Below are 21348 nucleotides of genomic sequence, written 5' to 3'. Positions count from 1 at the left end.
TACTGTCAATAAATTTATGATATTAGAATTTAATGTATAATCAGGGCACAAAATCAGGTGAATCATTCAGGAGCATTGAGCGTCTGGTCTTATCGCGCGGAGAAGCCTGCACAGCAAACAACCTTACTTCCACGAATGGAGGTAAGGTTGTTTGGCGCCGGACTGAAGTCTGCGCTATCGTTAGGCCCTTGTCTTGCGCTGCTCCCGGAATTCCTGCGGCGTGCAGCCGGCCGTTTTCTTGAAGAAGCGAAAAAAATAATGCTGGTCGCTGAAGCCAAGCCGGGTCGAGATTTCATGCATTTTCAGAGCTGTGCCCAGCAGCAGCTCCTTGCTTAATTCCAGCTTTTTCTCCGCGATATAATCAGAGAGGCTTTTTCCGGTCGCTCTTTTGTACCAGCGTGACAGATAGGAGGGATTAAGCGAGACCTCCCGGGCAATCCGGGTCAGCGACAGATCATCGGCCAAATGGAGCTTGATGTATTGGTGGACCATGGACAGAATGCTGGATTCATCATGCCTGAAGGCGGCGCTGCGATTGGCAGCAATCCATTCAAAAAAAGAATGATAAAAAGCGATAACGGCCGGCCAAGGGGTGCTGATATTAAATTGCAGCAGCTTCGACAAGTCCTGTTCGCTTAATGCCTGCTCAGTCAAGCCCAGCTCCTGCACCAATTCCAGCAAAGAGTTACTGATGCCGGACAGCATTCTCCATCTGATAAAAGGGTCTTCCGGGCCGTCCTCTCCGGCCAGATCCACCCACTTGCGGAACGAGGCGCTCCAATCCGCATTCCCCTCCAGCAGCCGCTGCTTTACATATTCAAGCAGCACTCCTGTAGATGCAAGCCGGCTCTGCAGGAGACCCTGCGGCGGCTCCGCCTCCAGCGTGTTGACCTTCAGCAGCTTCTCCATTCCAAGCCCCAAGCTGTCATAGGCAGCCAGGCGCAAGCGGTTGAGGGTATAGTTCAGCTCATGCCAGTCTACCGTATGGCTGCTGACAATGACGGATACGGACAGCCGCAGACAAGTGTCGCAGGCCTGCTGGATGGATTCCATCGTCCCATGTACGAAGCGGTGCGTCTTCAGCCAGTCCTCTTCACCGGAAACAGCCGGCAAGGGGCGGGCCTGGGGTTGAACGAAGCAGACAATGGTAACGGGATCGAGATCGGCGGCTTTGATTTCGGCCTTGTCGCCAATCAGCTCCTCCGCAATATTCGCCACCGCATACCTGATTAAGGTCCGGTCTGAGGGCGTCTCGTAATTTCTCCACGCCTCAATTCTGATAATTAGAGGCAATATAGGCTCGGCAGCCTGAAACGGCAATTGAATCGTGTCGAATTCCTCCTGCAAGGACCGGTAATCAATCCTTTCCGTTCGCCGCAGAATGTCATGCAGCAGTTGCTGCTGCAATTGGGGCAAGGTGCGGGGCAGCTTATCGCGGAACCACTGCGTCTGATATTGATATTCCTCCTCTGAAGAGAGCCGCTCCAATGCCACGGCTACGGAGGAACGGATTTTGTCCATGCCTTCGGTCTTCAGCAAATAGTCGATGACGCATGGGTTGCGGATGGCCTGGTGGGCATAATCAAATTCGTTGTGACCGGTCAGCAAAATGACCTTGCAGCGCGGCCACCGGTCAACGATCTCCCGGATCAGCTCCATGCCATCCATACCCGGCATGCAAATATCGCTTAGCACAATATCTATCCTCAGCGTGTTGAGCCATTCTATCGCATTATCCGCCGAATGCACCTTAATAATTTCCAAATCGGCAAAATCGGCTTTTACAAAAAATTCGTACAGCCCGTCCAAAATAACCGGTTCATCATCAACGATCATCATCCGCCGCACTGGTGGTCTCCCCCTTTCCCGGAATGTTGACTTTTACGCATAATCCGCCAAGTGCGCTTCGTCCAACCTCCAGTCCGTAAGATGAGCCAAACTTGATGCGAAGTCTTTGATCTACATTTAACAATCCGGTGGTTTCTCCTCTGTTGATTTCTTGCCGGGACAACTGCTGCTGCAGACGGCTTAGCCCTTCTTCGGTCAAAACGTCGCCGTTATCTTCAATAAGAATGGTCAGCGTGTCATTTGTTCTTTCAAATTTCATCCGCAGCCGGCCGCCGCTGGTCTTCTGCCGGAGCCCATGCTCGAACACGTTCTCAAGTATGGGCTGCAGCAGCACCCGGGGAACATGGATGCGGCTGCAATCCGGCTCCATATCATCAATCTCAGCCTGGATACGCGGCCCAAACCGGATTCTCTGAATCGCCAGATATACCAGCGCGTGATCGAGCTCCTGCTGCAAAGTCACCTCTTGGGCAAAATCTCGCGTCATGTAGCGGAAATATTGTCCCAAATAGTCGGAGAATTCCTTGATCAGCTCCACATTCTCCACTTCCGCCATCTGCTTGATGCTGAACAGGCTATTGTACAAGAAGTGAGGGGTGATCTGGGATTGCAGATGCTTCAATTCCGCTTCCCCGGTGCGGATACGCTGCACATAATTTTCTTCTATTAAAGTATGCAGCCGCCTAAGCATGTCATTGAACCGCAGATACAAATATCCGAATTCATCCTTGCGGGAATGGGTAATATGCAGCCCTGTCTGCCCCTGCTCCGCCTTCTCGAACCCCCTGATCAGTACCGTGATTGGACGGTGAATTGCCCTGAACGACCATACGGAGAACACCAGGATCACAATCAGGGACAGCAGCGTCAACAACCACATCAGCCTGGTGAACACACGGATGGGCTGCAGCAGTATCGAATTGGGAATGCTGGCAGTCAGCCTGAAATGATCATTATGGTCATAAAGTGAATAGTCAAAGGAATCATTCTGCCTGTAGCGCTGCACGCTGACGGATTCATCTTCCGGCGGACGCTCCGGGTTCGGCAGCAGCTTTGGCGCAGGCTGTGAAGTCGAAAGAATATATTCGTTGTTGTTGCCGAACTCCAGGGTGATATTGCTTCCGCCGGACACCGCGAACTCCTTCAGCCGCAGCTCCAGCTCCGTGTTCGACAGCTTGATGCCCAACAGAAAATTAGGCGGCACCTTGTTGTCCAGATTAAACGGATTGCGCCGCAGCACATACAGCTCGTCCTTATAGACAGAGACAGGACCGCCCAGATTGCCCATCGTGTCGGAGAGGCTCTGCCAATCCGGCGGACTGACATCCCGGACGCCATCCTGAACACTGACTTCTTTATTGATCTCAGGCAGATAATAGACCACATCGGCGATGTAAGGACTGGTTTCCCTGATCTGCTTCAGCTTGGTGAAGACATTGTTCAGTGTATTGTCCACTTCATACTGGCTCATGATCGGCAGCCTGGCGCTGAAGGAGGCCAGTGTATCGTCAATCGAATATTCGGCAACCAAACGGGTAATTCTCTGAAGCTCAAATTCAAGGTGACTGTAATAAAAACGCAGCTTCGACTCATTCGCCCTTTCCACTTCCGCCTGCATTTGATTGGAGCTGTAGAAGGTAATCGAAATCCCCAGAATATACAGCGGCAGCACAACCAGCAAAAACGCAACCAGCAGCTTGTGAACGATGGAGTGGCGGTTCCAACGGAATAGAATGGATTTCTTCATTATTACACTTTAACCTTTTACACTACCAACGACCAGTCCATGCACAAAATATCTCTGCAGGAACGGGTAAATCGCCATGATCGGCAGAATGGATAAAAAAATCTGCGCAGCCTGCGTCGTACGGTCTGAGACCTGGTTCAGCAAGGCCGCTTCCTCCAGCGTAACATTCTCCATTGAAGCCATTGTCTGTTGCAGCATCGACTGCAGATATGTAGCCAGCGGGTAATGCTCGGGACTCCGCATAAAGATCATTCCGTCGAACCAGGCATTCCAGTGGCCTACCAGTGCAAACAGCGTCACTGTTGCAATGCTGGGCATGGACACCGGAAGATACACATTCCACAACGTCCGCATATGACCGGCGCCGTCCATCCAGGCGGCCTCCTCCAGCTCCTTCGGCAGACCCCGGAAAAAATTCAGCATCAGCAGCACATTGAAGATCGGCACAGCCCCGGGAAGGACAAGCGCCCATACACTGTCCAGCAGGTGCATTTCCTTAACGACCAAATAGCCGGGAATCAGGCCGCCGCTGAACAGCATAGTGAATACAAAGATCCATGCATATACGGTCCGCGAGCGGAACGCCGCCGCTTCCTTCGAGAGCGGATAGGCAACCAGAACCGTAAACAGCAGGTTAACGGACACGCCCAGTACCACTCTAAGCAGACTGGTTCCGAAGGAATGGATGAACTGGTTATTTTCCAGCATGTACCGGTAAGAAGATAAGGTGAAGTCCACCGGCCAGAAGGTGACCCTCCCGGCGCTGACAGCCGCACTGGAGCTGAAGGAAACTGCCAGCACATTAACGATTGGAAACAGGCAAAGGACGGCAAGCACAGCAAGAAAAACATAATTCAAACGGATAAACCAGCGATACGGCCGGGATGTGAATGACATAGGTTGATCTCCTTCCCCTAAAATATCCGATATTTAGCGAACCGGTAAGCCAGGTAATACCCCAGCCCGATGAAGCCGAACGAAACAATGGATTTAATCAAGCCAAGGGCCGTGGATACCGAATACTGCGCATCCTGGAGACCTATCCGGTAAATCATCGTATCCAGAATATCTCCTGATTCGTAAACGAGCGGATTATAGAGATTGAATACCTGATCAAAGCCCCCGTTCAGGACATTGCCCAGGCTGAGCGTCAGCATCAGAATCATAATCGGGCGGATACCGGGCAGCGTAATATGCCAGGTTTGCTTCCATCTGCCCGCACCGTCGATAATGGCTGCTTCGTATAATGAGGTGTCAATGCTGGTTAGCGCGGCCAGATAAATAATGGTTCCGAAGCCGAATTCCTTCCACTGGTCTGTGATGACCAGAACATATGGGAACCAGTGATTGTCCGCCAAAAATTGAATCGGCTGCATGCCCAGACTTTTGAGCAGCATATTGACGATCCCGGAGCTGGGGGACAGCACATCGACAACAATGCCGCCAAGAATAACCCAGGAGAAAAAGTGCGGCATATAGATTATGGTCTGTATTGTGCGTTTGAAGCCGTTCACGCGGACCTCATTCAGCAGCAGGGCGGTGATTACCGGCACCGTCAGGCCGGCCACAATCTTCATCACGGAAATAAACACCGTGTTCCACACTACCTGGCTGAAGCCGGGCAAATCAAACAAGTAACGGAAATTGTCCAACCCGTTCCATGTAATATTTTTAAAGCCTGCAATCGGGGAAAAATCCTGAAACGCAATGACAAGACCCGCCATCGGCACATAGCTGAAGATGATGATGACAATCAGCGCCGGCAGAATCATGGCATGCAGCGGGATGTTACGGACGAATTTTTTGGTATTAAAGTGCATCTCTGTCCCTCCTTATATGCTAAATTATAGTTCACCCCAAAAGAACGCCGACAGTGGAGCCTGTTGACATTTGGTATCTTTTGTTGACCTCTCCCCGGCGCGGCCGAGTGCACACACCAAATAACGGGACGGCCGCATCGCCATTCGCATGACTATCGGCTGTCCCGTTATTCGCGGGCCTGCGGGCCAGGATTAGTTGCCTTTTACCGCTTCATTTACTTCTTTGGTAATCTGATCGCCGCCAAGCTTTTTCCAGTCCGCCACAAATTTATCGAAGGCATCAACCGGCAGGTTGCCATAGATGATTTTTACGAAATTTTCGGCGCGGAGCTTATCGAGTGTTGCCTGTTTGCTGTTCATCGTTTTGGTTGGCGCATAAATGAACTGGTTCATCACAATCAGGTTGTTATCACGATAGTCCTTGATTACCCCCTGCGAGCTGAGCGGTCCAAAGATCCGTTCCATATTCCATTTGTCGAGATCGCCATTGCGGTAAGCCTGGATGTCCTGATAGAACAGCTTGGCCTCCAGCCCCATCTTCGAGGTATCCTTTGTTTTCAGCGCCTGCTCTACTTCATCCTGCGCCTTCACGTTTTTGTTCGGAGGCAGGTTGGATACGGTAGCATTCTGGAATCCGAGACCTGTCTCACCGTTCAGATAGCTGGCCCGTTCCTTGGCCGCTGACTCGCCGAACATTTTTTCAGCCTGGAAGTTAAGCAGCTTGATTAGAGCCTCAGGATGCTCGTACCCTTTGCGGATGGCAAAGACTCCGCCGATTCCCAGATGATTCTGTGTTTTGGCCGGCTCACCGTCAATGGATTGCACCGGATATGGAACCCAGTTCACTGTTTTATCCTTTTTGATCATATTCATGACCTGGAAAGGAGCCCATTGCGGCAGGAACATAATTCCGATTTTGCCCGCGTTGACATCCTCTATAGCCTTAGCGAAATCCTTAACTCCGAACTCAGGATCAAGGACGCCTTCCTTGTACAGCCGCTGCAGCTCGGTCAAGCCCGCCTTCACCTCAGGCTGAACCGTGCCGTTCACAATCTCGCCTTTATCATTTTTGATCCAGGTTTCCAGATAGGCATGGTAGCCAAGCAAGAATCCGTTAATCGGCAGATCCTTGTTCATAAAGATGCCGTATGTGTCTTTTTTACCGTTGCCATCAGGATCTTTAGCGGTGAAGTCCTCTGCAATCTTGATGACATCCTGCAGCGACTTCGGCTCTGCCAGGCCAAGCTTGTCAAGCCAGTCCTTCCGAATCCACATCATATCCGAAGAGTCAAGCGAACCGCCGAAGCTGGTTAAGGCATACAGCTTGCCATCCTTCGTAACCGGCTTTAGCCCTGCTCCATCTTCTTCCTGGTAGTATCCTTTGACCAGATCTGAAGCATATTTATCGAAATACGGCGTTAAATCCTCAAGCATTCCCGCTTCATGAAGCTGCTCGAACTGCACCATATTAACCTTCAGAAGGTCGGGCAAGTCGCCGCTCGCCATCGTAACGTTCATTTTCTCATCATAGTTGGCACCGGGAACAATCCAGTCATAGGAGACCTTGATGCCAAGCTCATTCTCATACCCTCTGGTCCAGATATTGTTGGCATAGGTATCGCCTTGGGCCAGCGTCTCTTTGCCTGTCTCGCTCATCGTGGAGCTCAGCTTGATCGGCGGGTCATATTTCGTCAGCGGTCCGCCCTGCATTTCCGCTTGGGCCGCATTGTCCGGTTTGGCGGACGCGCTATTCTTGCTGCTGTTATCACTGTTTCCACCGGAGCATGCGCTGAGAACCATTGATAACACCATCGCTGAAGCCAGCACCGGCAATGCTTTATGCTTTTTTGTCATCTGATGAACCTCCCTTGTTATTTACAATCCTATTGTATAAAGAAAGCGTTAACACCCGCGAGTGGTATCCTTTGACTTTCTGTATCTTTTCTTTACCTGTTGCTGAGACTTTTTAGACAAACATATAACTAACGGCATGACATGCCGCTCTCTGATGCTATATAAGCTGAACTTTAGATTTTTATATTAGGGTCTCGGTCGTAACTGCGGGGAATGTTTGAACTTCCTGAATTAAACCGCTGTCTGCGGTAGAAATCTAAACATAGCTTATGCTTACGATGCCAGCTTTCCTACGGAAAGCTCTCAGGCGGTCGCTATCGCTCCTACAGTTCCAAACTTCCCCTCCGCACGCCTACCATTTTTATGTTTTTTTAAGTTCAACTTGTATAGTATAACAAAAACAGAGCTGCCCCTCCGTCAGTCATGACGATGGAACAGCTCCGCTTCAGAATCGACAGCCATGCCGCTCTTTCGCGGCACTTCAGACGATGAAATTTCATAGAAGGATAGAATGATTCAGTTTACGCTTGCAGATCAAGCACCAGCACATTTACAGAATTGGCCGGCAGATTCAGAACGATGGCATTGCCGTCCACGGAGACCTTGCGTTCGCCCGGCACCACCCGTTCATTGTTCTTCTTGTTGACATTCGGCACATGCACAAGCGAGGAATCACCGGTCAAGGTCACCAGCTTCGCGGCTGTCTGCACGTGCAGGTCATGGAAATGGAGCTGCGTTGTTTTGTCCACCTTGTCGGCGTTCACAAGCTTCACATATACATGCGCTGCATCTTTTGTAACCGAGCTGAAGATCTCCCGGTTGTAAGCCTCCAGCTTGTAATCCAGAATTCTGCTGGTCGTCCGGCCATCCGTATAGGAGCAGATCAGCCGTTCGCCGGTACCGCCGCCGTAATTCAGCGTCAGGGTATACTCGGTGTTGTCGGCAAGCTCCTCATATTGGGCCGCTCTCAGATTGCCTGCCGCCGTGCTGGAAGAGTAATCCCCCAAGGTGTAGGCTTCTACGCCCTGCTTGTACACTTTGACGCCGGTGGCGTTGCCGCCATACCCGATGGCATATTCGATAACATTCTTGGTTCCGGGATGAATATCCGTCAGACCTGCACCCACATAGAAGCCTTCTTCACCTGCAAGCCTTGTAGCAACAACCTCCACTTTATAGTCGGTCCAGTTGTCATTCAGGATATACAATCCGTTCAGACCGCCGGTCTGCGCCTTAAGCACAAGCCCTTCTCCTGCCCGGACAACAGAACCCGCAGAGCCGGGAATGACCTGCCATGCCGGGTCTAGCTGCTGCGCGAAATCCTGGTCCAAAAGCACGCTGCCGTCCTTGTTGGAGGTTACAGTCACCCGCTTCATTGCCACTTCGGCGTTGCCTGTCGCGATCTCGATGCCGCCATGCGGAACAAGCTCGGCCGTCTTGCCGTTTTTGTATGTCGAAAAGCTGGTTTTCAGCACCTTGTCGCCTAAATATTTGGCATATAGCTGCTGTACATAGTAGTTCGGAGTAAACCATACGGTTTCGTCGTCGAACCAGATGCAGTCCGGTGTCCATCTGTACGTTCCGTCCGTCAGCACCTTATTGAACAGCGGCGCATAGGCGGAGAGCAATACGACATCGGCGTTGTTCTCGAAGCCGGTCATAATCGCCGCCTCCGCTACAGCGCCAGCCAATGTATTTTTATCCGTGGAAGCATACTCTCCGACAAATACCTTTGAGGTTTCCTTCCCGTTCACACTTCCGTCCGGGTTGGTTGCCCGGTAGTAGTAATTGTAACGGTCCACATTGTTCAGCAAATACTCATTGGAACGGTAGTAGTGCTCATCCGCGATGGTATCCATATAATTCTGCTGCTTTTCGTACCAGGTTACAGTCTCTTCAATGACTTCATGCCCGTCGGCAAAAGCGACCTTAGCCGAGCCTTCCATATTGCCGCTCAGAAATTTCCAGCCCTGCTGGTACGCGTCGTCATCCGCTTGAGCGCCGACTGTCGAAATAATATGCAGTGTATACCCCGGATAGTTACGCTCCATGTATGCGTCAATGGACGTTTTGAACACTTCAAAATTGGCATAAAATTCTGTGCCCCAGTTTTCGTTGCCCACTCCCAGATAACGCAGATCAAACGGCGCCTCATGGCCCATCTTCCGGCGCATGGCAGCCCATTCGTTGCCCGTAAAATCCGTACTAATCGCAAAATCAATCAAATCCGTAAAGTTCTGGATGTAATACTCCCGCAGCTTGCCTCCGGCAGGATGGGCATAATCGGAGCGGGCCTGGCACAGCACGCCGCAAGCCATAACCGGAAGCGGGGTAGCGTTCAGGTCCTCAGCCAATTGGAAATATTCCATATAGCCCAGCCCCATCGTCATCATGTAGCCCCAGACGTTATAGTTCTCCTTGCGAAGCTCGATGTCGCCCACTGAATCCTTCCAGTCATAGACATTCTCCCAAATGAAGGAGCCTTCGGAGATGCAGCCGCCCGGAAAACGCAGAAATTTCGGATGCATGTCCACAAGCGCGTTGACCAGATCTTTTCTTAACCGGTAATTCGGGTTGCCCTGATAATTGGCATGTGCCGAAGCGGAACACGCTTCTTCCCCTGCACCCCAAACGTCCTGCGGCATCAAGGAGACCATATCAATGGAGATTTCACCGGCAAAAGTAAGTGCCAACTGCCCCAGAACCGTAGCCGATCCCGTCAGCACCAGCTTGGCATCCACCCCGTATTTCTTCCAAGTACCGCCGCCTTCCACCTGCACGGCTACGGCATCACTTACGGCTCCGCCGTCCGGCGACTGCAATTGCACTGTAATCGTGCCCGCCGCTTCGGCTTTGGCCCATATCGTAAAGTCATATTTCGCGCCTGCCCGGACGGACATGGCACAATGCTGATTGGAATCGGCAAAGCCCCGGTTACGAATGGTTGCCCCGTCAGCCACCTTCACATAATAGGAATTGGCGTCCTTATCAGTAGTATTAAAAAATTCGTTAAGCCCGCCGCTATTCTGCGGACTCATCCGGTCCACATCCCCGGACCAGGCGAATAGCGGCTCCCGGTTCCGGCCTGTGGAGCAGCCGCATTCCCCCGAAGCATGGGAATAGGTGTCAAAGGCGAAGGACTCGAAAGACCGGTTCTGCACCAGCTCCGCATAAATCCCGCCGTCCGCTGCATTGTTAATGTCCTCATAGAACAAGCCGTACAGCACATCGCTGACGTCCAGGATTTCCCGGTTCCCGTGCACGTTCAAGGTGTACGGCGGCAGATTCGGCGGGATAACCGATACTTCAAAGCTTTTCCGGCTAGTGCAGGAGCCTTTGCTCACAATAGCGGTAAGCGTTACTCCATGCGCAGCGTCAATGGCCTGTATCCGGCCCCCGTTCGAGAGCACCTCCGGGCGGCTCGATTCCCAGGCAACCTGCACGGTTCCTCCCAACAGATCGGAAGGCAATGCAAGGTCATGGGCTACAATCGCTGTCGGCAAACTCAGGTATTTGTCCCCGGCAAGCTTCACGATCTCTTCATCGGTCAACGAGTCGCACATTACCCCAATCACTTTGTCTGCGGATAAGCCCGCCTTATAAATTCTGAAATCCGAGAGCGAGCCGGCAAAATCATCGTCCGCCGCATATTGGGAACGCCCGATAAAGTTGCTGCTGTAGTTGGACGTTTCCGTTAACGTCGCGAACCAGCGGCGAAGCTGGGCATAGTTGCCGCTGGAGGTCTGGCTGATGGAGCCGTCGGCAACCAATTCACCGTTCACATATACAACCGGACCTGCGCTGCTCAGCTTGCCGCCCTCCGTGCCAATGATGGATATCGCAATATGCATCCACTCGCCGCCGGCAAACCCCCGTCCCGGATCAACAACCAGATCACCGCCCGCAGACAATGTTCCGCGCAATTGGCGGGTCAGGAACACAGCGGGTCCGGTCTCTCCATTGCCAAAATCAAAAATCCGTTCCCACACACTGGTCCCCTTGCCGAAATTCACCCACGCAGCAACCGTTATCCCGGTGTTGTCGCTCACTCCTGCAAGCAGAGTAGAGGGCAGCGCGATAAAGGATGAACCGTTCTTCCCTCCCGCAAAGGTAACAGCCGGTCTGCCGCTAACCCCGGAGACCACTGGAGGTTGTTTGCCAGTTGCCGCTCCGTGATTGTTTTGACCCGAGCTGTCTTTGCCGGGGTTCCCGGCATCATCGAATCTGTAATGGGCGATCATTTGCTCTTGAACAGTAGCCATATGCATTCTCCTATACATTTAATTAATAAAATAGTGAATAAATTAATAAAAGTATGAACTATACTTATCCTACTCTGTTTGCCTACTATTTATCAAGTTTTTCTTGCTAGATAAGTTGAACCTTAGATTATCCTAATAAGGGCCTGGTCGTAACTGCGGGGAATGTTTGGACTTCCGGCCGCTGTTGTCTCCAGATGTTTTGGATTGTACCGCTTATAGCGGATAACATCCGGAGACAAAGGCGGTCGCTATCGCTCCTACAGTTCCAAACTTCCCCTCCGTCACTTCGGCCCTTTTTATATTTCCTTTAGTTCAACTTAAATAGATTCCCCCTTCCGGCAATGCCAATAGGCTGTCGAGAAGTTCTCGACAGCCTGGACAGCCTGGACAGCCTGGACGGCCCTGCGGCGCAGAGGCGCGGTTTGATTTTTGCAGCTTAAACTTACAGCCCGTGCTTTAGCCCCGGTTATCCTTCACCGGCACTCCGAAATCCGGCGTGCCATCCTTCTTCCAGCCGAAGGCCTGCACCCGCGTGTGACGGTTTGGATCATAGAGCGGATCGCCGGTAATCTCCTTATAATTACGCGCGTGATACACGATCATATCCCCGCCGTCTTCATCTACCGTAAAGCTGTTGTGCCCCGGTCCAAACTGGCCGTTCTCCTCCGTTGTCCGGAACACCGGCTCGGGATGTTTCGTCCATGAAGCGGCATCCAGAGGATCGCTGTTCTCATCCGCCTCAAGCAGCCCCATGCAATAATTGTGATCGGTGGCGCTGGCGGAGAAGCTGATGAAGATGCGGTCATTCCGTTTGAGGACCGCTGCTCCTTCGTTGACCTTGAAGCCGATAATCTCCCACGGATGCTCGGGAGTTGATATCATCGTCTGCTTGCCGCGCAGTGTCCAGGGGTTGCTCATTTCAGAGATGTACAGGTTGGAGTTGCCTTCAATATCAGGGTCCTTCTGCGCCCACACATAATAGAGCACTCCCTTGTGCTGGAACGCCGTTGCATCCAGGGCAAAGGATTCCCAGGCTGTCTTCACCTGCCCTTTCTCCACCCAGGCTCCTTCCAGCGGATTGGCCGATGCATTTTCAAGCACATACATGCGGTGATCGAACAGCCCTTCGTTCGTCTCAGTCGTATGTGCGGCCGCGAAATAAATGTACCACTTGCCCATAAGGTAATGAATTTCCGGTGCCCAAATGTTGGCGCTAAGCGGTCCGGCTGCATACTTGCGCCAGGCTACAACAGGCTGCGCTTCCGGCAGGCCTTCCAGTGTTCTTGATCTTCTCACCTCGATCCGGTCATATTCAGGGACCGAAGCGGTGAAGTAATACCAGCCGTCAGTATGCTTGTACACCCAAGGATCGGCGCGCTGCTCCACCAGCGGATTGGTAATCGTTCTGTTTGCAGGCATAATGATCTCTCCTCATTTGCTAGGATGCCGGCTGACGCAGCTATCCGGGGTTTACCCCTACCCCCGCCAGCCGGGAATGCATGTCTACCGTTTGCGATTCATGCATTACCAAATTAGCACAGCATTATTTTTATGTAAACATGAATTTATTTATATATATTTAAAATTAAACTCAACAAACGACACCCGTCCGATCCGCTGCCGCTGGCGATATCCCGGTTTACCATAACGTGAGCTGCACTGTGTTGTCATCTTCTTTTTCGTGAAATCTAACCTTTTGACACATATTCGAACGTTGCTCTATTTACGCATAGCCTTTACAGAATATAAGCTTTAAGTGAAAACCTGCTCATATAATCTAGATATAGGAGAATAAAAATATGACCTTAGACAACAAACCGCTCCTGACAGCCTTACAGCCCCACATTCAAAGCTTCCCCATGAATCAGGTTACGCTGACCGACCCGTATATGGTTAACGCCTTTGCCAAAGAAAACCTCTATCTCAAAAGCTATGATCCTGACCGGCTCCTCGCCGGCTTCCGCGAAAACCGGGGACTCGCTCCCAAAAGCGAAAAATACCCCGGCTGGGAAAATACCGAAATCAGAGGACATACGCTGGGTCATTATCTGACGGCGCTGGCACAGGCCTACCAGAGCAACGGCAGCAGCGGGCTTTTGCAGAGGCTCGAATATATTATAGATGAGCTGGCGGAATGCCAATTTGAGAATGGCTATTTGTCAGCTTTTTCCGAGAAGCTGTTCGATCATGTGGAGAATAAACAGCCTGCCTGGGTTCCCTGGTATACCATGCACAAAATCATCGCAGGTCTGGTCGCCGTCTACAGCTCAACCCGCAGCGCAGCGGCTTACAGCATAGTATCCCGGCTGGGCGAGTGGGTGTATCGGCGCGTCTTCGCCTGGTCGGCTGAAATTCAGGAACGGGTACTCGCGGTTGAGTACGGAGGAATGAACGATTGCCTTTATGACCTGTATAAGATTACGCAAAACGAGCATCATCTGTACGCAGCCCATATGTTCGATGAGCTGACCTTGTTCACACCCGTCCATGAAGGCCGGGATATTCTCAAGGGCAAACATGCCAATACAACAATTCCGAAGTTTCTCGGCGCGCTGAACCGTTATCTTGTGCTGGGAGAAGGCGAGCGCTTCTATCTGGAAGCTGCGGTACAGTTCTGGGACATGGTTGTCAACCACCACAGCTATATTACCGGCGGGAACAGCGAATGGGAGCATTTCGGCGAGCCAGACATTCTGGACGGGGAACGCTCCAATTTTACCGCCGAAACCTGCAACACCTACAATATGCTGAAGCTGACCAGAGAATTGTTCAAGCTTACGGGCGATATCAAATATGCGGATTTCTATGAGAATACATTCATCAACGCCATTCTTTCGTCACAGCATCCGCACACCGGCATGACGATGTATTTTCAGCCGATGGCTACGGGTTATTTCAAGGTGTACAGTTCTCCTTTCGAGCATTTCTGGTGCTGTACCGGAACCGGCATGGAGAGCTTCACCAAGCTGAATGACAGCCTGTATTTCCACCGGGGCAACAGCATTTATATTAATCAATATGCCAGCTCCAGCCTGGTATCGGAACAGCACCGGATTGAGCTGACACAGTCGGCTAATCTTCCTTACAGCGACACAGCCACATTTACTGTACGTACTCTGGACAGTCTGGAAGCCATGCTTGCGCTGCATTTGCGCATTCCAGAGTGGATTGCCGGGACGATGCAAATTCATTTGAACGGCGAGGCGGTGGCCTATAAGACTGAGGGCGGTTACGCTGTTCTGGAGAAAAGCTGGAAGGATGGCGACAAGCTGAGCATTCAATTGCCGATGAAGCCGTACTACCGCACACTGCCAGATGCGCCGAATGTAGTGGCTTTCAAATATGGACCGGTGGTGCTCAGCGCCGCTTTGGGAACGGAAGATCTGGCACAATCGGCAACAGGAGTGGCCGTCAGCGTGCCGACGAAGAACATGCTGATCAAGGATTTCATTACACCGTCGAACCAGAGCATCGGCGATTGGCTTGACCGCTTCGGGGAGCATTTTGTGCGCAGCAAGGATGAACTGGTCTTCGTCCTGAGGGGAACAGATGAGGATGGACGGCTGGAATTCACCCCGCATTACAAGCAGCATGAAGAGCGCTACGGCATCTACTGGAAGCTAGTAGAACCGGATTCGAAGGAATTGCAGGAGCATATTTTACAGGGAAAACAAAATCAGACCATCCGCGAGGCCACCATTGACAGTCTGCCGGTAGGCAATGATCAATACGAGCTTGAGCATGGCGTTAAGGGGGAGAATACCTCTGTTGCCGTCTGGGACGGGTATACCCTGAGACAAGCGGAGAACAACGGCTGGTTCAGCTACCGCCTGAAGGTGCTTCCTGATCAGGACAACTATTTGTCTGTCACTTGCTTCTCCGGCAACAACGGTAGAACCCTTGATATATATGTAAACGGCGAGCTGCTTGTCAGCGATACGCTCATGACGGATAAGGTCCGTACCTTCTATAACAAACGTTATCTCATTCCGGCAGAGCGGATACAGTCCACCACCGAGGTAGAAATCAAATTTGTCATTCCGGGGCAAATGAACGGAATCTTTGATCTGCTGCGGATGATGACGAGCTACAGCAGCAATGCGGAGCTGGCAGAGCTGTACTTTGATGCAGGCACCCTCTCCAAGACGTTCGCCGCCGATCAGACGGACTATACCTTGACAATGGCTGCCGGCTCGCCGGCGGTACGGATGCATGCCGTTCCGGCGCACAAAAATGCGCTGGTCTATATCAATGACATCCTGATCGAAGATACCCTGCCGAGAACAGTGTTCCTTCCGGATCAGATTACGAGCCTCCACATCATCGTCAAGGCAGAGGACCTAGAGACGGTTAAGGAATATAAAGTTACCATTATTAAGCCAGCCTAGAGCAACAATTCCTGTATTAAAAACAACCGGTCTGCCGGGCAGGTTCACCGCTCCGGCAAGCCGGTTGTTTTTATGAAGCGTGCTATGTTAGTTTTATTTATACAGCTATGCATGCTATATAAGTTGAACTTAAAAAATCATAAAAAAGGGCGGAAGTAACGGAGGGGAGGTTTGGAACTGTAGGAGCGATAGCGACCGCCTGAGAGCTTTCCGTAGGAAAGCTGGCATCGTAAGCATAAGCTATGGTTGGATTTCCACCGCGAACAGCGGTATACAATCAAGAAATCTGCAGACAACAGCGGCCGGAAGTCCAAACATTCCCCGCAGTTACGACCAGACCTCAATATGAAAACCTAAAGTTCAACTTATATAGAAGGGGGGGCCACACGAATGATTGCTTACAAACTGGCGGTAGACAAGCCTGTCGATCTGGAGATTACGGGGAAGTTTGTTGCGCCGTCGCCGGACTGGGTGCATTTGAGCCGGGTGCTGTGCGATTACGAGCTTATTGTTATGACCAGCGGCACGTTGTATCTTGCCAGCGGCGAGCAGCGTTTCTCCGTGGCCAAAGGCGAGTACCTGCTGCTCCCGCCGCTCACGAAGCAATTTGGATATAAAGCCTCACAGTGCAGCTTCTACTGGCTGCATTTCTCTTCCGAGAATGCGATCGAGGTGACAGAGCCCGCCTCCGTTTCCCCTAGCGCAAACGCTGGAGAAGTGATTTTACCTCAGTTGGGAACACTAAGCAGCCTGGAAAAAATCATCGTCATGATGAAGCAGCTTCAGGACTCCGTCCGCTGCTACAACGACAAGACGCTGAACAATTATATGTCCACCGTCATTTTGTGCGAGCTGTACAACCAGGTCTTGTTCTCATCGCACCCTCCTGCCGGAAAAAGCAAACAGGAGCAGCTCTACAATGACATCGTGGATTATATCAAATGGAGCCGGAGCGAGCATATTAAGGTATCCCAAATCGCCGGCTATTTTGGCTACAACGAGAAATATATCTCTCATCTCTTCAGCACAATTTCCGGCACATCCTTGAAGCAGTATATCCTGCAGCAAAAAATGGAGCTGGCCAAATTTCTGCTGACCGACACCAACCAGAATATTAACGAGGTCTCGCTCCAGCTCGGCTATAAGGATTGCCACACCTTCATGAAATCCTTCAAAAAAATCGTCGGCCTGACACCCAGCGAATTCCGCAATGCCTATGCCAAACGGCTGCTTTTTTACGAATAAGGAGCGCCTTACAAGCGGGTTCCATGCAAAAGCACATTCCAACCAATCTTCAATGCCCGCTCGTAAGATTCTAGTGTTTCATATACCAGTTGCACATCTAACCCATCCAGCAGGGTCATGTAAGCTACCGTGCATTCTTCAGGAGGTATCCGGGTAGACTGACCCTGAGCAAACAACAAATCTACTTCCTCTCTCAATATAGCCAGATACCTCTGATACTGAACCACCACGAAATCATTGACTTCGGTTGGCGTAAGAAACGAGATAACAAACATGAAATGTACATTCGGATGCGCCACGAAACGGTTTTTATGCTCCACAAGGAATTGATATAGCTGCTCCTCCCAGGCTAACCCTGATCTCGACACAAAATAGCTCCGGACAAATGAAATTTCCTCCTCCACTACTTCCTCGTACAACTCTTCAAGCAGCGCCTTTTTAGTAGAAAAATGATAGGATAACGACTGCTTGCGAATCCCCGCATCCTCTGCAATTTGCGCCATCCGTACCCCTTCATAGCCATACCTGTTAAAATGCTGAACCGCAATTTCTTTAATTCTGTCTTTACTCATGGACTACCTCCGCATGTGAGCTATGCCTTTTTTCTTGAATACGCGAGATATAGCAGCAAGAATCCTCCCATAACACCTATGGCTATATAATAAACTATATTATAAGAAAATAGCGATGCAACCGTCCCAAGAATCATAGCTCCCCCGCCGATGCCCAGATCGAAAAAGTTGAAAAAAGACGCCATTGCATGTTCATGCTCATGCTCCTCAACCAGATTGACACACCAGGTCTGAAGCGCCGGAAAGATTGCACCAAAGCCGAACCCATACAAGGCAGCCGAACACAGGAACATCTCATTACTGCCGGATACCGTCAGCAGCCAAATCCCCGCTATCACCAATACCGCAGAAGGAACCAGAACCGACCCCGGACCCAGCCTGTCAAACATCTTGCCCGATATAAGCCGTACCAGGAAGCTGGAAATTGCCACTACAAAGAAAAACCAGGCAACCGTATCGAACCCTTTCTCCCCCGCATAAAGCGCCACAAACGACATGATCGAACCCGCAGCGACCCCCACCAGCATGATAAGCAGCGACGGGAATAAGACCTTCATCTCAATCCATTTGACAGCAGTTTCCTTGTGCCCATTGGTATCATTTATTGTTGCGGGCTTCCGCGAGACAAACACTCCCATTACCATGGCAAGCAGAATAATCCCCATTCCACCATAAAACAATCCGTGAAAATCATATGTTTTCAAGATGCTCGTTCCGATTAACGGCCCCATCGACACAGCCACCGTCTCGCCAACGCCAAAGTAGCCCATCCCCTCTCCGCGGCGGTCCTTAGGTATATTCTCCGTGGCAAGTGTCGCAAAATAAGTGGTCGCAAGACCAAAGCCCAGTCCATGCAGCACACGAAAAAACAAAATCATCCCCACACCCGACGCAAGATAATACGCTCCTGTCATGAGGGCACAAATCGCCATCCCGGTCAGCAGCAGGTATTTCTTGTCAATCTTTGCAGCCAGAGTCGCTGTAAACGGACGGATCATAATCGCTGAAAACATAAATATCCCCGTAACCAGGCCAATCTCCGAGGCACCCCCGCCTACACGGGATACAAACAAAGGCAAAGTAGGAAGAAGCATCTCAAAAGCCATAAACATAATGGCATTCGCCAGCATAATAAAAATAAAAGATCTGCCCCACAGCTTGGACGTTGGTTGACTTAACACCTTAGTACTCATCTTTACCTCCAAAAAAAATTCATTCAACTCCGCAATCTTACCTGACGTTCGTCAGATTGTAAAGCATTTCTCTTGCGTAATTCTCCCAAATAAAACAAAAAACAAGAGGTTGTGTCTTCACAAGCCCCTTGTTTCAAAGATTAGATATGCAGTTAATACCCCCGCCTATTTGCTGACGCTGGCGTCTACTTTCTTGATCATTGACGGTTGTACCGCTGTCCGCTTGGCGATGCTGCGATTGGATTCCTTGAGGAAAAAGGCCATCAGGAAAGAGCAGAGGAACAGAATTGCCGAGCCGAGCATAGTCGCCGCATATCCGTATGACTCAGCGAAATATCCGGCAGCGAAAGGGATTCCCGCAGCGCCGATGATCTCACCTGTAGCGATAATTAAGGAGCTGCCCGTTGTTTTGAGCTTATCCGGCAAGCTCTCCATTGGAATGATTGTATTCAAGAATACATGTATAGTTCCGGCCAACCCTCCGAACAGGATGTAGGCACCCACGCTAAATAGCGTATTCGGGAACAGAAACATGAACAACGGCGCAACAGAACACAGTAGAATGGTGAAGGTGATGACCGGCTTGCGTCCGAATTTGTCTGTTATGCGGGGGATAGACAAAGCAAACGGAATATAGACGATCCCCATGATCGAGGAAATAACCCCCATACTGCTGACGCTATATCCTTCAACCTCGGTTAAATATAGCGGCGCATACGTCACAATGATAAAAAAGGCACCGATGGTTAAAACCGTCAGGATGAAGCATAACGCAATGTTGGGGTATTTCAGCACTTGCTGAACAGGTAATGCCTCTGCCTGGGGATCGCGGGATTCTTCCAGAGATGCGGCGGAATCAATCTCTTTAATATGCTTAAGCACCAGCCAGCCCATCACAAGAGCCGGAATTCCCGATATAACCAAAGTAGTCTGCCAGGAGAAATGATTGGTTAGCTGTGTAATAATGACAGGACCCAGAGTACTCGCAAGAATGGCGTCTCCTGTCAGGATGAAGCCTGTGTTCCGGCCCAGTTTATTTTCAGAAGAAGCTGACTGGTTTAGCGACATAATCATAGGCAGTATAGGACCAAGCCCTACCCCCACCAGCCCTCTTAAAATTAATAGAGCCATAAAACTATGGGCAAAAAAGCTCAATAGCGTGAATACACTTACTGTGAGCACCGCCGGCACTAAGAACCGCTTGCGCAGCCCTTGCCTATCCGAGAGCCGTCCGAAAATAATCGAAGAGAAGGCCAGCGTGATTGTACTGACAAAGGCGACCAGACCAACATCGGAGCTGCTTAAATGCAAGTCATCCATGATGACCGGCATCACAAAATTAATCGAGAGCCGGTTGAAGAAAGTAAACCCCCAGGTGAAAAAGAACAGGATAACCATAGCTCTTTCATAGCGTATTTTTGCGTGGTGCTCCATACTTCACAGCCCCCTGTTCATTTATTGAAGGTGTATGTGGTTTCGTTCAACAGCGTTGCGAAAGAGCCGACAGGAAAATTCGTGACCTTGGTCATTTCGTATGTTTCATACCCGTATATTTTCCCGTAAGAGCGCATTGCATTGAAGTCTTCCATAACCGACCCGATTGTCGGTACAATACGTTCTTGCCAAATGAACCAATACAGGTTATCATCCAGCTTGAAATAATGGCATTTATCTGTATCGCATAACCCCTTTTCGATCCCCTTCAGGCATTGCCAGGTGTAGAAATTTTCGTTGAGATAAATGTGTTCATACGCGTCATTGGCGCTGTATACCCACTGCATTCTTTTTCCCACCAAATCGGCAGTTCGGGCATGCTTAAGCGTGTCAGGGGTAAACGGAACATCAACAGAAGCATGCTCAAAATCAACTGTAACCGAAGTAAGCGGAAGGCCTTTGTCGCCTCTTTCGAACTGGGAGACCAGCACCTCTTCCTTACCCGGCAAAATACCAATCGCTGTAGTCGCAATGCCCTGCGCCAAGTCAAGGATCGTTGTAACAGACTTCGTGGCTCCGTAAGACCAGACGAAATCTATGAAATAAATATCCTTACGCGGAGAAACTGCTTGATAGATGGCAGCCACCTTCTCAGAACCTTCTTCGGATTCAACTGTGCATACCAGCGTAGTCTCATCCAGGAAGTAATAAACCGCTTTATGTCCGGCCTCATAATACAGCTCAATTTTCTTTCCAGTCAGCTCTTGAGTCTGCGGCAGGCTGAACTCGCTGAACCCCTCGGATAGCTCTTGTACAGTAACGAAATCTCTGTTTTGATGTTCATTCATTGTGTTCACTCCTAATTTTATGTTAGTTAATATATCATCTGAATTCAATTATGCTCCTTTGTTACGCAGAAAGATTGTAAAAAACGGCGATGTTATCAATGATAACATTTTCAGTAAGTTATAATACAAGAAAAAAA

General features: G+C 50.5%; 13 protein-coding genes. 2 read left to right on the top strand and 11 right to left on the bottom strand.

What is annotated here, in order from left to right:
- Nucleotides 1-180: 180 nt before the first annotated feature.
- From B212_RS0103790 to B212_RS0103760, 7 genes are all read right to left on the bottom strand, one after another.
- Entirely contained in the window at nucleotides 181-1839 is a 1659-nt protein-coding gene (locus B212_RS0103790; protein ID WP_232231528.1) for a response regulator, read from the bottom strand.
- The gene (locus tag B212_RS0103785; protein WP_019909047.1) at nucleotides 1826-3595 is read right to left on the bottom strand and encodes a sensor histidine kinase; all 1770 of its coding nucleotides are present in this window, start codon (nucleotides 3593-3595) and stop codon (nucleotides 1826-1828) included. Before B212_RS0103785 ends, B212_RS0103790 begins: the two co-directional genes overlap by 14 nt.
- 9 nt (nucleotides 3596-3604) lie before the next feature.
- Entirely contained in the window at nucleotides 3605-4492 is an 888-nt protein-coding gene (locus B212_RS0103780) for a carbohydrate ABC transporter permease (protein ID WP_019909046.1), read from the bottom strand.
- Nucleotides 4493-4509: 17 nt separating this feature from the next.
- Nucleotides 4510-5415 (bottom strand): ABC transporter permease, encoded by a 906-nt coding sequence (locus B212_RS0103775; RefSeq protein ID WP_019909045.1) that lies wholly within the window; start codon nucleotides 5413-5415, stop codon nucleotides 4510-4512.
- A gap of 192 nt (nucleotides 5416-5607) precedes the next feature.
- Nucleotides 5608-7269 carry an extracellular solute-binding protein gene (locus tag B212_RS0103770; protein WP_019909044.1) on the bottom strand — a complete coding sequence of 554 codons (1662 nt, stop codon included), beginning with the start codon at nucleotides 7267-7269 and terminating at the stop codon, nucleotides 5608-5610.
- A gap of 521 nt (nucleotides 7270-7790) precedes the next feature.
- The gene (locus B212_RS0103765; protein WP_019909043.1) at nucleotides 7791-11531 is read right to left on the bottom strand and encodes an alpha-L-arabinofuranosidase C-terminal domain-containing protein; all 3741 of its coding nucleotides are present in this window, start codon (nucleotides 11529-11531) and stop codon (nucleotides 7791-7793) included.
- Nucleotides 11532-11987: 456 nt separating this feature from the next.
- Entirely contained in the window at nucleotides 11988-12950 is a 963-nt protein-coding gene (locus B212_RS0103760) for a glycoside hydrolase family 43 protein (RefSeq protein ID WP_019909042.1), read from the bottom strand.
- Between the two features lie 380 nt (nucleotides 12951-13330).
- Here B212_RS0103760 and B212_RS0103755 point away from each other — a divergent pair, with 380 nt between their 5' ends.
- Together B212_RS0103755 and B212_RS0103750 are read left to right on the top strand one after the other, a co-directional pair.
- On the top strand, nucleotides 13331-15919 hold the full coding sequence (locus tag B212_RS0103755) for a beta-L-arabinofuranosidase domain-containing protein (RefSeq protein WP_019909041.1): 2589 nt from the start codon (nucleotides 13331-13333) through the stop codon (nucleotides 15917-15919).
- A gap of 390 nt (nucleotides 15920-16309) precedes the next feature.
- Nucleotides 16310-17164 (top strand): AraC family transcriptional regulator, encoded by an 855-nt coding sequence (locus B212_RS0103750; RefSeq protein WP_019909040.1) that lies wholly within the window; start codon nucleotides 16310-16312, stop codon nucleotides 17162-17164.
- 8 nt (nucleotides 17165-17172) lie between these two features.
- On the opposite strand, the gene B212_RS0103745 is transcribed toward B212_RS0103750, so the two are convergent.
- The 4 genes from B212_RS0103745 to B212_RS0103730 form a co-directional block, all read right to left on the bottom strand.
- Nucleotides 17173-17736, bottom strand: coding sequence for a TetR/AcrR family transcriptional regulator (locus tag B212_RS0103745; RefSeq protein ID WP_019909039.1), 564 nt, complete (start codon nucleotides 17734-17736; stop codon nucleotides 17173-17175).
- Between the two features lie 20 nt (nucleotides 17737-17756).
- Nucleotides 17757-18929 (bottom strand): MFS transporter, encoded by a 1173-nt coding sequence (locus B212_RS0103740; RefSeq protein ID WP_019909038.1) that lies wholly within the window; start codon nucleotides 18927-18929, stop codon nucleotides 17757-17759.
- Nucleotides 18930-19094: 165 nt separating this feature from the next.
- Nucleotides 19095-20363, bottom strand: a complete 1269-nt coding sequence (locus tag B212_RS0103735) for an MFS transporter (RefSeq protein WP_019909037.1) — start codon at nucleotides 20361-20363, stop codon at nucleotides 19095-19097.
- Nucleotides 20364-20380: 17 nt separating this feature from the next.
- Nucleotides 20381-21211, bottom strand: a complete 831-nt coding sequence (locus B212_RS0103730; protein WP_019909035.1) for a molybdenum cofactor biosynthesis F family protein — start codon at nucleotides 21209-21211, stop codon at nucleotides 20381-20383.
- Between the last annotated feature and the right edge of the window lie 137 nt (nucleotides 21212-21348).

The sequence above is a fragment of the Paenibacillus sp. HW567 genome (assembly GCF_000374185.1).
Classification (GTDB): domain Bacteria; phylum Bacillota; class Bacilli; order Paenibacillales; family Paenibacillaceae; genus Paenibacillus_AQ.
Note: the sequence above shows the minus strand (reverse complement) of the source record. Positions and strands in the feature narration are given on the sequence as shown.